The 13214-nt window shown below is 51.4% G+C and carries 8 protein-coding genes; 4 read left to right on the forward strand and 4 right to left on the reverse strand.

Features of this window, described 5'->3' with window-relative positions:
* Window positions 1-61: 61 nt before the first annotated feature.
* The 3 genes from murI (at window position 62) to G367_RS0110255 (ending at window position 7148) form a co-directional block, all read left to right on the forward strand.
* Window positions 62-895 (forward strand): glutamate racemase, encoded by an 834-nt coding sequence (murI, locus tag G367_RS0110245; RefSeq protein WP_020413038.1) that lies wholly within the window; start codon window positions 62-64, stop codon window positions 893-895.
* A gap of 98 nt (window positions 896-993) precedes the next feature.
* Window positions 994-3693, forward strand: a complete 2700-nt coding sequence (locus G367_RS0110250) for a PD-(D/E)XK nuclease family protein (RefSeq protein ID WP_020413039.1) — start codon at window positions 994-996, stop codon at window positions 3691-3693.
* Entirely contained in the window at window positions 3690-7148 is a 3459-nt protein-coding gene (locus tag G367_RS0110255; RefSeq protein WP_020413040.1) for a UvrD-helicase domain-containing protein, read from the forward strand. Before G367_RS0110250 ends, G367_RS0110255 begins: the two co-directional genes overlap by 4 nt.
* Window positions 7149-7541: 393 nt before the next feature.
* Here G367_RS0110255 and G367_RS0110260 read toward each other — a convergent pair whose 3' ends face one another.
* Window positions 7542-7775: a hypothetical protein gene (locus G367_RS0110260; RefSeq protein ID WP_157533450.1), complete on the reverse strand. Its 234-nt coding sequence runs from the start codon at window positions 7773-7775 to the stop codon at window positions 7542-7544.
* Window positions 7776-7777: 2 nt separating this feature from the next.
* Window positions 7778-8239: a Tse2 family ADP-ribosyltransferase toxin gene (locus G367_RS0110265; protein ID WP_020413042.1), complete on the reverse strand. Its 462-nt coding sequence runs from the start codon at window positions 8237-8239 to the stop codon at window positions 7778-7780.
* Between the two features lie 717 nt (window positions 8240-8956).
* Between G367_RS0110265 and csrA the strand changes: the two genes are divergently transcribed.
* Window positions 8957-9145, forward strand: a complete 189-nt coding sequence (gene csrA / locus G367_RS0110270) for a carbon storage regulator CsrA (RefSeq protein WP_020413043.1) — start codon at window positions 8957-8959, stop codon at window positions 9143-9145.
* Window positions 9146-10138: 993 nt separating this feature from the next.
* On the opposite strand, the gene G367_RS0110275 is transcribed toward csrA, so the two are convergent.
* Window positions 10139-11623 carry a class I SAM-dependent DNA methyltransferase gene (locus G367_RS0110275; protein ID WP_020413044.1) on the reverse strand — a complete coding sequence of 495 codons (1485 nt, stop codon included), beginning with the start codon at window positions 11621-11623 and terminating at the stop codon, window positions 10139-10141.
* Window positions 11623-13206, reverse strand: a complete 1584-nt coding sequence (locus G367_RS26625; RefSeq protein WP_020413045.1) for a restriction endonuclease subunit S — start codon at window positions 13204-13206, stop codon at window positions 11623-11625. The genes G367_RS0110275 and G367_RS26625 overlap by 1 nt, the downstream gene beginning before the upstream one ends.
* Window positions 13207-13214: the final 8 nt, after the last annotated feature.

Here is a 13214-nt window from a genome sequence, read left to right on the forward strand (position 1 = left end):
TTTTCGTGGAGTTTTGAGGTATTCTTGGAGGATTGGTTTCGATGTTGGTACTCCAGAACGCATGCACAAACACAGCGCCCACCCAGATAGCTCAGCTCCCAGCGCCCTGATCTTTGATTCCGGCGTGGGCGCCATCAGCATTGCGCGGGAGATCCGCCGCCTGATGCCGGGCCTGACCTTGCACCTGGGTGTGGACAACGGCTTTTACCCCTACGGCAATAAAAGCGAAGAGGAGCTGCGCCCCCGCATCGTCCAGCAGGCCCAGGCCATGATGGAACACTGCGGGGCCGATATTTTAGTGGTGGGCTGCAATACTGCCAGCACCCTGGCCTTGCCCCAACTGCGCGAATCCCTGAAGAAACCCGTAGTGGGCGTTGTGCCCGCGGTGAAACCCGCCGCTGCCGCCAGCCGTTCCCGCACTATTGCCCTGATTGCCACCGAAGGCACCGTAAACCGCCGCTACACCCGCGAACTGATCGAGCAATTTGCCAACGGCAACCGGGTAATTAATGTGCCCGCACCGGAGTTGGTGCATCTGGCGGAAAGCAAACTGCGCGGCGAAGCCATCACCGCAGAAGATTTGGAGCCGGTATTACACCGCGTATTCCACACCGCCGGCGGCGACCAAGTGGATATTGCCGTATTGGCCTGCACTCACTTTCCCCTGCTGCGAGAAGAACTGGACCAGTTTGCCCCCCGCTCAATCCAATGGCTGGATTCCGGTGAAGCCATCGCCCGGCGAGTGCGCTGGTGGCTGGAAGAACTTGAGCTGATGCTGCCGGACGCCCCAAATACTGGCCGCCTGATCACCAGCACGGTTGACCTAACCGGCAATATAGAACGGGCCTTCAGCGAGTTCGCCCCAGTTGCCGAACCCCTCGAATCCAACTCTTAGGATCATCAAAATAGTGACAACTGCTCGTCAAGGTTGACAGCTCCGTCACAAACCGCGACCGTTCCCCGAATAACAAGCCCTAACCGGTACCCGAATTCATGCTGAAGCCGGCATTTCCCGCTCTCGAAATATTTGCGCAGCTGCCTCCCGGAGGACTGCTGCTCACCCCCAACAACCGTTTGCGCAACCGCTGCCAACAGGTGTTTGCCGGGCAGCAGTCGCCCGGTGCCTGCTGGATGCCGCCGCCGGTGGAATCCCTGCGCAGCTGGCTGGACAAACTCTGGTTCCAACTGCAACAGCGCAACTGGCAGCCCGCCTTGCAGCAGGTATTGAATCGCGAGCAACGGCAATTACTCTGGCAGCGCGCCCTGGATGAATCCCTGGACCGGCAACTGCTCAACAGCCAGCAGTTGTGCCGGGATGCCGATAGCGCCCTGGCGCAGCTACTCCAATGGCAGCTGATTTCCGATCTCTCGCAAATAGATGAAGCGCTAACTCCCTTACTAGAGCAGTTCGCACTCTCTATGCGCAGCGACGAACTGCCGCTATGCGCCATGATCAAGGCCTTTGCCACTGAACTTCAGGCCCACAGCGCCATCACACCCGACCAGCGCGATCAATTGATCCTGCGCGCATTCCAGGAAGGCATTCTGGAACCCATCGCGCAAATTGATACCGCCGGCTTTGCCCAGATTTCGCCTCTCGCCAATGCCCTGATTCACGCAGGTGCAACAGCCGTTATTGAAAGACCGGGACTCACCCAGCAGAGTGAATTATCCGTAGCCGCCTGCGCCGATTTGGATGAAGAACTCTATCAGGCAGCCCTTTGGGCCGGGCAAAAGCTCGCCGAAAACCCCGGCCACAGCGTTGGCATAGTGGTGAATAATCTGGGCCAGTGCCGCGCCCAGGTGGAAGCGGTATTTTCCCGTGTGCTCGAACCCCAATACCTGGACCCGCAGCAACCGCGCTACACACTGCCGTTTAACTTCTCCGCCGGTACGCCCCTGGCGCAGACACCGGTCGGCAGCGCCGCCTTACAATTGCTATCGCTACTGCAGGACGAATGGGATTACCCCCAATTGCAAAATATCCTGTTCAGCCCCTTCTGGGGTGACGACAGTGAAACCTGGCTGCGCAGTGCCCTATTCCGCCGTTTACAAAAACTGGAGCTGCGCCGTATCGACGGCGCAACCCTGCGCTACTGGGCCGAGCGCACCGCAGAAGTCCTCCACTTGGAATCGCCGCAACTGCCCCGCCAGCTGGAGCAAATGGCCGAACGCGCCCGGCGCTGGCAGCGAGCCCCTGCAGAAATTTGGGCCGCGCGCTTTTCCGAAACACTTAGCGCATTAAATTGGCCCGGCAACCGCAACCCGGACAGCCAGGAATACCAGCAGCTGATGCAGTGGGAATCCATCCTGGAAGAGTTCGCCGCACTCAGTGCCTGCGGTGGCAACCTTACTCTCACCCAGGCCCTGCAATTGCTGCGTCAGATTGCCAGCCGCACCCCCTTCCAGGCGGAAACCCGCGATGGCCCCTTACAAATTCTCGGAGTACTGGAAGCCGGCGGCCTCGCTTTCGATCACCTGCGCCTGGTCGGCTTCGGCCAACAGCAGTGGCCGCCGGCACCGGCGCCCAATCCGCTGTTGCCGATTCAATGGCAAAAACACTGGAAGATGCCCCGCGCCAGTGCCGAGCGGGAATTGGAACTGGCCCGCGAACTCACCGCCGACCTGCTCAATGCCAGCGGCGATATCGTCGTGAGTTACACCTGTGAAGAAGACGGCGTTCAGCAAGGACTGAGCAGCTTGTTTGAAAGCCCGCAACAAGCCCAACACTTTGCCGAAGGCGCCCTGCACAATCACTACAGCCAACTGGCGCAAGCCTGCCAACTGGAAAAAGTCGAAGACAAAAAGCTACCGCCACTCACCCCCGCCGAATGCGAACGGGTGCGCGGCGGTGCCTCGGTGCTCAAGGCCCAAGCCCTGTCCCCGTTAAATGCGCAATTGCGCTTCCGCCTCGGCGCCAGCAGTTTTACCCAACCAGATATCGGCCTCGGCCCCGCCGAGCGCGGCAATGTGGTGCACCAGGTGCTGGCGGAATTCTGGCAACAGTGCGGCACCCTCGCACAACTGCAAGCCATGGACGACGAGCAACGCCAAGCGCAAATCGAGCGCGCGGTGGAACGGTCCCTCGGCAGTGTGCGCAAAAAATACAATCACCTACCAATTGGATTTTGGGCCATGGAAAAGCAGCGCCTGGAGCACCTGTTGCAACAATGGCTGTCCGTCGAACTGGACAGGCCCAATTTCTCCGTAGAAAAAGTCGAATGGGAACAAGCCGTGGAAATCGGCGGGCTGCACTTTAACCTGCGCCTAGACCGACTGGACCAACTCGCCAGCGGCGAGCAACTGGTAATCGATTACAAAACCGGCGTCCCCAGTATTCGCGACTGGCTTACCCAGCGCATCCGCGAACCCCAACTGCCGCTCTACGCCCTTTTCCAACCGGACGCCCACGCCATCGCCTTCGGCCAGGTGCGCAACGGCGACTGCAAATGGAATGGTTGCGGAGACCTGGAGCACCCCATTACCGGCATTAAAGCCGTGGGCGATACCGAAAAGGAATCCCCCTACGGTACCTGGAGCAATCTGGTGGAGCACTGGCGCTACAGCCTGGAATCCCTCGCCACCGAATATCGCAGTGGTGTAGCCACCCTCGCCTTTGATCGCCCCACCGACAACAACAGTGAACTCTGGCCCCTAAACCGCTGGCCGGAAAGGGAGCAAATAACCGAATGAACGAAGTCGTGACCACTCCCGCCCTGCGCCAGCCCATCGATGCCGACGCCCGTAGCCAAGCCCTGGATATCAGTCGCAGCTTTGCCGTATCTGCCCCGGCGGGCTCCGGTAAAACCGGCCTGCTCACCCAGCGCGTATTAAAGTTGCTCGCCGCCTGCCAGCAACCGGAAGAAGTGTTGGCCATTACCTTCACCCGCAAAGCCGCCGGTGAAATGCGCGAGCGCCTCATCGACGCCCTGCACAGCGCCCGCGACCAAGCCCGGCCAGGCAACCCCCACGATGCCATCACCTGGGATTTAGCCCGCGCCCTGCTGGAGCGGGATCGCGAACTGGAATGGGAACTGCTGCAAACACCCCAGCGCCTGCGCATTCAAACCATCGACGGCCTCTGCCGCAGCCTCGCCAGCCAACTGCCAATCGAAAGCGGCCTTGGCGCACCGGGTGAACCCCTGGAGCGCACTCAAATTGCCTTTGAGCTAGCGGTGGTGAACCTGCTCAAACACCTCGATAGCGAAACCCCAGACGCAGATCTACAGCAGCTACTGCTCCACCTGGACAACGATCTCGGCCAACTCAATAAGCTGCTGCGTATTTTGTTGGACAAGCGCGAGCAATGGCTCGGCCCACTCTTGAGCGTCAACTTCGACGGCGCCCAGGACTATTTCCATTTTGTTATCGATGAACTAGTGGCAGAAAAGCTGCAAGATCTCACCACAGCCCTCGGCAGTTATGCCGGGGAACTGCTGGAGCTGGCCAGTTATGCAGGCAGCAATTTACAAAAGGAAAACCCCAGCCACGGCCTGTGCCTCTTCGCCGAACTGGACGATTTCCCCAGCACAGGCAGCAGCGGCCTGCCCGCCTGGCTCGCCCTCGGCAGCCTGCTCCTCACCAACACCGGTGATCTGCGCAAAGGCGGCGGCATCAATAAAAAACTCGGTTTTGCCCTGCCGGATAAAAAAGATCCCGAGCGCCCCATCGCCGAAGAATACAAACAGCGCATGAAAGACCTGCTGGCGGAACTGGCCGGCAACGAACCGCTGTTATCCGCACTGCGGGAAGTGGGCAAGCTCCCCAGCGGACTGCAACAGAGCCAGTGGCAACTGCTGCAAGGGCTCGCCCAGGTACTGCCCAAATTGGTCGCAGAATTAAAACTAGTATTCCAGCAGCTGGGCGCCACCGACTATACGGAAGTGGCCCAAGCTGCACTGATCGCCCTGGGCGATAGCGATAACCCCACAGACCTGGCGCTGAAACTGGACCTGCAAACCCAGCATATTCTTGTGGACGAGTTCCAGGACACCTCCCATACCCAGCTACAACTGCTGGAAAAACTCACTGCCGGCTGGCAGCAGGGAGACGGCCGCACCCTATTTATTGTCGGCGATGGCATGCAATCCTGTTACGGCTTCCGCAATGCCAACGTGGGTATTTTCCTGGATGCGCGCAAACGCGGTATCGGTGAAGTCCCCTTAGAAGCCCTCGACCTCCAGGTTAATTTCCGCTCCGAAAGCGCAGTGGTGAACTGGGTCAACGAGACTTTCCAAAGGGCCTTTCCGCAAGCAGATAATATCGGGCGCGGCGCCGTGCGCTACCTGCAATCCGAAGCGTTTAAAGGCAGCAAATGGGCCGAGCCCTCGGTGAATTTTTACGGTTGCATCGATGACGAAGACCGCAACCGCGAAGCCACCCAAGCGGTTGAACTGGTGCAGCAATTACAAGCGCAAGACCCTGAAAGCCGTATCGCCATTCTGGTGCGCAAGAAAAAGCATCTGCAAAAGATTTTGCCAGCCCTAAGCGCCGCCAATATCGCCTTCCAGGCCCCAGAGCTGGCGCCACTCGCCAGTAAAATGGTGGTGCTGGATTTACTCAGCCTCACCCGCGCCCTGCTCGACCCCAGCGACCGTATCAGCTGGCTGGCCGTACTCCGCGCCCCCTGGTGCGGACTGCAACTGCCAGACCTTTACACCCTGGCCAACTGGGGCAATGGGGATATCACCGTAACCGATACCAGCGCACGCCCATTATTAATGGCCTTGCAGGAAGTAGACGATATCGCCCTGCTCAGTGACGAAGGGCGCACGCGCCTGGCCCAAGTGGCCCCCAAACTGCTGCACGCCTGGCAACAGCGCGGCCGCAAACCCCTGCGCACCTGGATTGAAGGCCTCTGGCTGGAACTGGGCGGCCCCGCCACCGTTGCACAAAAATCTGACCTGAATAATGTGCAGGATTTTCTGCAATTATTAGAAGCCTTCGATACCGGCGGCGCTATTACCGACTGGCAACAGTTCAGCCTGGCCCTGGAACAGCTCTACGCCCGCCCCGCCCAGGATGCCAAAGTGCAGGTGATGACCATTCACAAATCCAAAGGGCTGGAATTCGAACATGTACTGATCCCAGGCCTGGACCAAGGCGGCAAACCTGGCAGTGATCAACTGCTGCGTTGGAGCGAATGGCTCAACCGCGAAGGCGAAAGCCGCTTCCTGCTCGCCCCCAAAAATGCACGCGGCGGCCGCGACCCGGTTTTTGAATACCTGAAGCACGACAACAGCGAGCGCGAACGCCTGGAAGGCACGCGCCTGTTGTATGTAGGCTGCACCCGCGCCATCCGCTCGCTGCATCTTTTGGCCTGCATCAACCGGGATGAAAAAAAGGGCCACCTAAAAGCTCCCGGCAGCGCCGCCCTACTCGCCGGCATCTGGCCCAGTGTTTTGCACCATCAGGACAGCGACTGGTGTCACTGGCTCGAAGCGGAAGAACCCCTACTCAACCAGAATGAAGCCAGCAGAGATCACGACTACCTGCTGCGCCTGCCCAACCAATGGCAACCCCAAGCCATGCCCCGGCAGGAATGGTTGGCCCAATACCGCATGCCAGACTACCAACCCAAAACAGAGGGAGAAGACAATATTCCCGAACTGGGCCAGGTAACCTTGCGCTGGCTCAAACACGCCGGCACCGTAGCCCACGAAACCCTCGCCACCATTGCCGAGACCAATATCAGCGACTGGACACCCAGTAAACTGGAAGCCCAACGCCCCCTATGGCAACTGCGCCTGAAACAATTGGGGCTATCCGCCACCAGCCTGGACCGCGCCGCCGAGAAAGTGGAAATCGCCGTACGCAACAGCCTCAACTGCCCCACCGGCCGCTGGCTATTGGATGGCTCACTAAAGGAATCTGCCTGCGAGCTTGAACTCCACAGCGGTGGCCGACAGCTAAGACGCTCCATTGTGGACCGCACCTTTATCGATAACGAAGGTACCCGCTGGATTGTCGATTACAAAACGGCTGAGCCCAGTGGTGAGGAAAGCCAGGAAGAGTTTATTGCGGCTCAGCTGGAGCAGTACCGGAATCAGCTGGAGAATTACCGCAAGCTCTTTTATGCGCGGGGGGAGCGGAATATTCGGTGTGCTTTGTATTTTCCGTTAATGCAGAGGTTTGTGGAGTTGGATTAAGGGACGCTAAGCATGGTGCAGGGCTGGTACCTGCACTTTTTATAAAATGGTAAGAGGTAGGGCATCCCAAAAACTACGCTTATTGGTTTTGCATGAGAGAGACTTAAAGTTCGAGATACAGCTTAATGCCCGTAGCAGGTGAGTCATATTGCATCTGCAAGTTTTATCAATCTTCCTCACCTCTACTAGAGAAACACTAATAAAGCTTTAGAACAAAAAGCAGGGAGTCAAATTGATGACCATAAATTCCCTAAGGATGGAGACTACACTTAAGCCTCCATCCATCTAGTGCCTGATTCTTATCAGGCAACGTAACATCGATTTTTACGTTAAGACTTTAAACCTGAGAAAAAGCACAGAAAAGCGGCTAATTTTGGACCACACTTCAACTTATTAACTTTTCCCAATTAATTCTATGTAGTCGTCATACTTTGGATAAACTGAATAGTCGGGCTTTTTGTCCTCATACATTTTTTTAAGTTTTTTGGCCAAATTTTCAGTCTGAATTACAATTTCACCAGCATTATTTCGTGTTTCTTCGTCTTCAGACTCTAATTCTTCATATATTTTTTGTAACTCGAGTTCGTTCAATCGTACCAAGTTTAAAATATCGGCTATATCAAGCATGTTCATACCTTCTGTAAACATTCTGCTAGGTTGTCTAGTAACATACAAAATTTGGTTACAGGCATATCCCAATTTGGTCGAATTGTGTAATGAAAACACTTAAATCTCTTATGCCAATCATCTTTTGTAATCACTAAACCCTTAGGGATTTTGGTATTATCAAATGAAAGCAAGAAGTATTCCCAAGACTTAACTGGACACCCCTTAGCATCAAATAGTGATATTCCACCAGATTTACAGTCAACCCATAACTCTCCATCCTTCCTATAAGTCTTGATGTCTTCATTTCGAACACGGCCATTAGATAGAAGAAATGACTTCAAAATTGGATACAGGATTGGATCGCTATTGTTAGGGTTTCTTCCTCTAAATAGATTCACATTCAGATCAAAGCTAGAGTCAAATAGCTCCCCTAGCTCTCGTTTATCAACAAAAAATTGATCTTCCTTCTCATCTTCTTTCATTGATTAAAACTCTCCTTGTGTTCTTAAGCTTTCGCTTTACTTCGCCCTCTCCGCTTTGCGCTAGTAATAAAGTGCAATACATGGAGGACAGAGCGCAAAGACGACCCTGCGCATTCAGCAAATTAAAGTATAAATCTTCGAGAGATTTGACTAAAGAAGAAAGTCACAAAACACCGGCCACACAATAGAAATTTGATAGCTCTTAAACGAACACATAGAAAAATATAGGCGTCAAAATTATCTTATTGAAATTTATTAGGTTTTTCTAAGTATCAATTCTGCGTAGAATTGACTGATAACTATCATATTTTAGGGCAGTGAGTAGGTAAATTCTGTAAGGCCCACCCTAAAGATAGACCCAGGAATTTTCTAAAAAGAGTCACCTCTTCAACAGGAGAACGGCAGCGTGAAGTAACAATAGAGAAAAGGCGCTGACCCAAGGTGCTGCAACACCAGGGGCCAGCTAACCAAATTGATAAACACGATATCAAGATGGCTGTATGCATACTACGCTAGAAACCCGCTCGTCTTCAATAAAGTGGAGCACAATCAGCAGCTTGGAGCGACTCCCCAAGCTCTGGGAGCCTAGCGCCCGCCTTTTCCTATTCTGCGCCCACCGCCCCCGCGCCCCACCTCACTCTTCCACCAATTATCACTTACCAAACTTCCCCACCAAGGAATGCCCACCCACAGCTTGAGTATCGCTAGGAAACAAACATGTTGATCCTAAAGCGCCGAACCGGCGAGAACCTAAGAATTGGAACGAATGTCTCGATCACAGTGTTGGAAGTGAAGGGAAATCAAGTAAAGATAGGCATCCGCGCCCCTAAATCTCTTCCCGTCCACCGGGAAGAGATCTATGTGCGCATTGAAAAAGAACGAAAAGTAGGTAATGAAAGGCGCTGAGGACTCACCCTCCAAGGAGGGAGGCCAAGGACTCTTTACTTCGTGCCCCAGAGCTTCATACAAATTCTTAAATATGAGTCAAGGGACGAGGTACACGCTTTACTTGTACGTATTTCACTCAAAAAAAATGCTCTTCATTGCATCACCTCTGGCTTCTGACCATCATCACCACTTTCTAGGCGAAGACTTTTTTCCGTAAAATTCGTGTTTGAATCATAGCGCTATCGATGCTGAATTGTTGCACTCTAACTAGGTTTTTCTTGCGGGTCGTTTCTACAACTCCCATGCAAAGCACAGGCATAACCGAATGATCCAGTAGCCGATCTAGGCTTTACCTGAATACAAGGTAACCCAATACTGAATCACGAATCAGAAGCTCAACGAAACAGAGAAATAACAATTAGTGATTCATTAGACCTGTCAATCGCCTCTCAGTGCGAAAAGTGTACAGAGCCTGAAAACCGGGTCCTCAATAAGTATTCAGACGGGATAAATTTATGTCTGTACAAACAGTATATTGAACCCAACTGCCAATCTATATTTAGTTGGAAAATTAAAGAGAGTCTGGGTCTCGCATAGGAGAATTATTTAGAAAAGAAAAATTCTGAGCTAATTTTTTAAATACAAACTCCAGAGTAAAATCTGTACCGCAGATTATACGTAAAGAATCTAGAGTCTATCTTTATAAATATGACACTCTACCAACGTCCATATCCAAGTGGACATATTACAAAAGCCTCTTAGAATACACAACTCATGTTCGACAGGCCTATGGTTCAAGCCTGCGAGCCCGCCATTTACTTTAAATATTAATAAGTATGAAAGTATCGAACTTATCAAGCGCTCATATATCATAAAGCACTCTAAAACCTATAAAACCATCAGCCTGGAAAACTTAAAAATCACATCAATGAGTAGGAATTTTCAAAGTTATAAAATTTTTAAAATTAAAATCAAGACCAATTACAATCAGTAATTGGCCTGATAGTTAACTTAGGCACTTTCACCTAAGGCACTCAAGACTTCACGAAAGCTGTTCAGCCCAGCTTCCATATTATCGATAATCTCTTCCGCCAATACATCAGGCTCGGGAAGGTTATCCAGGTCAGCAAGTGATTTATCTTTTAACCAAAAGATATCGAGACTAGTTTTATCGCGCGCCAAAATTTCTTTGTGGGTATATTTACGCCAGCGACCTTCAGGGTTGCGCTTTTTCGTCCATGTAGCCTTTCGCTCAAAGCGATTGTCGGGATTGTAACAGTTAATAAAGTCCTGCAAATGCTCCAGGCGCATCGGCTTTTTCTTTAGCGTGTGATGTACATTAGTTCGATAATCATAGAACCAGATCTCTTTAGTCCACGGGTCTTTCTGAGCAGGTTTATTATCAAAGAACAACACATTCGCCTTTACTCCGTTGGCGTAAAAGATACCCGTGGGTAAACGCAAAATAGTGTGCAGATCGGTATTTTCCATCAGTCGCTTGCGAACCGTTTCACCCGCACCGCCTTCAAACAACACATTATCTGGCACCACCACTGCCGCGCGGCCGGTGGATTTGAGCATAGTGCGAATATGCTGCACAAAGTTAAGCTGCTTGTTTGAGGTCGTATCCCAAAAGTCCTGGCGATTGTAGGTCAGCTCGTCCTTCTCCTGCTCACCCTCTTCATTGGTAAATGTCATACTGCTCTTTTTACCGAACGGAGGATTGGCAAGCACCATATCAACGGTTTGAGTCGGTGGCGCTACAAGCGCATCATTGCCACTCACCGCACTGTCGCCATCGATTTCACCGATATTGTGCAGGAACATATTCATCAAACACAGACGGCGGGTATTGGCGACGATCTCGTTACCGTGAAAAGTATCGTGTTTTAAAAATGCTTTTTGCTTTTTATTGAGTTTGTGGTGTTCGAGCAGATAGTCGTAAGCTGACAGGAAGAAACCACCAGTGCCACAAGCTGGGTCAGCAATAGTTTGATTCGGCTCTGGCTGCATACATTCCACTATTGCCTGGATCAATGAACGTGGGGTGAAATATTGACCCGCCCCGGACTTGGTGTCTTCGGCATTCTTCTCTAGCAGGCCTTCATAGATAGTACCCTTAGTATCGGCGCCCATCATTACCCAGTCGGTGTCATTGACCATCTCGACTAATCGAGAGAGTTTGGCGGGGTCCTGAATTTTATTTTGTGCCTTAGTGAAGATCTGCCCCAACATGCCTTTCTTGCCACCGAGCTCACGAAGCAAAGTAACGTAATGCACCTCCAGCTCAGCCCCTTTTTTAGTACGCAGGCTTTTCCAGTTGTATTTGCTGGGTACACCCACATCACGATTGTATGGCGCCTTACTGTATTCATCCGCCATCTTTAGGAAGATTAAATAGGTAAGCTGCTCAAGATAATCCCCATAACCCACACCGTCATCGCGTAGAGTGGTACAGAAACTCCAGACTTTGGAGACGATTGATTCGGCATTCATTAGGTTTTTTCCTTGGACTTTGCATGGGGCTTTTTAGGCTTGGCTTTCTTAGCTGCAGCTTTAGCAGCCTTCGCAGCGGCTTCTATTTCAGCCTTTTCTTCGGCGATTCGTTTTAATAACTCTGAGGCAGGCTCATCCTTGGGGTCTTGCGGGACTAACAGACCGGAAAAAGCCTTTTTTAAGATGGATTGGCGAAGCATATTTGATTTATTCAATGCATCAGATATTTCAGCTTCATTTCGTGATAAAACTGATAACTGCAAATCCAGAATACGAGAGATCTCGACCTGCTCATAAATCGAACAAAGAGGGAAATGGTATTTCTTAACACTATTGGCAGAAAGATTTGGCTGGGCAGATCCGTTGTCAAAACGTTGGAGCTGATTCTTTCCTAAGGGACTAATCAGATAGGTATAAATATACTTGGCCATACTCGAAAGCACTGGCCGTACTATCATTAATGATGATGCAATAGCCCCCTCTTCATATGGGTGTACGAAAGCTGTTTTCCCGAAAGTTGCTCCTCTAAGACAATATACAAGATCCCCTTTTTCTATCTTGCCACTACGCAAAGAAACGAATTTGTCACGTGTTATATAGTTCATTCTATCTGAAGACAGCGAACCATCCGGTTCAATATGACCAGTATTAATCCATGGTAACCCCTTATTGACATATTCCGAGCGATTGGGATAGTTCTTTCCTCGGTCACCATTTTCAAAATAACATATAGAATCAAAATTAACCCAAGACCAGCCTTTTGGTAGTTCAACTAACCCATCAAGCTCTCCCCCCCCCAAATGAGTTAAAGCACTCGTCGAGCGGGGCTTTGTGGGCCTTCCTTCTCGAGAATCACTCTTGCTCCATGATTCAACTGCACTTTTCCAATCTTCCAGCCGCTGCTGATAACGCTCTTCGCGCTCATACTGAATACGAGCCAATAATTCATCGGCAGATTCCAACTTATCAGCATTGTCTTTACGCCATTGCTCGGTGAGCCTTCCTTCAAAGGCATGTTTTAACAGTGACTGGCGGTAGACCTTGAGTTGTTCACGGGCGGTTTTTAGGCTTTCGATACCGTTATCTAGCTCGGAGAAAAGCTCCTCGAGCTTATCAATGATGCGCCGCTGTTCGAATAAGGGTGGGACCCCAAACCGTAATCCTTCAATATACTGTTTATTTATTGCAGAAAATGTTGATCCTGTTCCATCCTGAGAGATTACGCGCTCTATACTCCGCAATAGATAGAAAACAAATTTTGTATCAACTCCCCCAAGTGGTGAAAAGGCGGCTAAACCCCGCCCAATACAACATTTAAATTCATTGATATTTGTAGGACCTACCGGCGCTCTAACCGACATTAAAACAGAATTAGCATCAGCTATTTTGTTCGGAGCAGAGCAGTACTTGGCAATTTCAGGATGAACTTCACCAAATTCGGCTTTACCCTGGAAAAATGGTATTCCTTTTCCTGTAGTATTGTAGGTATCAGAGGACGGGGACTGCCCCATAACCAATTTACACAAATCCAGTATTGATGCTCTTTCCCACCCACTAGGCAGGTCTCCTTTTATATTAATCATTTCATTCC

Source organism: Microbulbifer variabilis ATCC 700307, from assembly GCF_000380565.1.
Lineage (GTDB): Bacteria > Pseudomonadota > Gammaproteobacteria > Pseudomonadales > Cellvibrionaceae > Microbulbifer > Microbulbifer variabilis.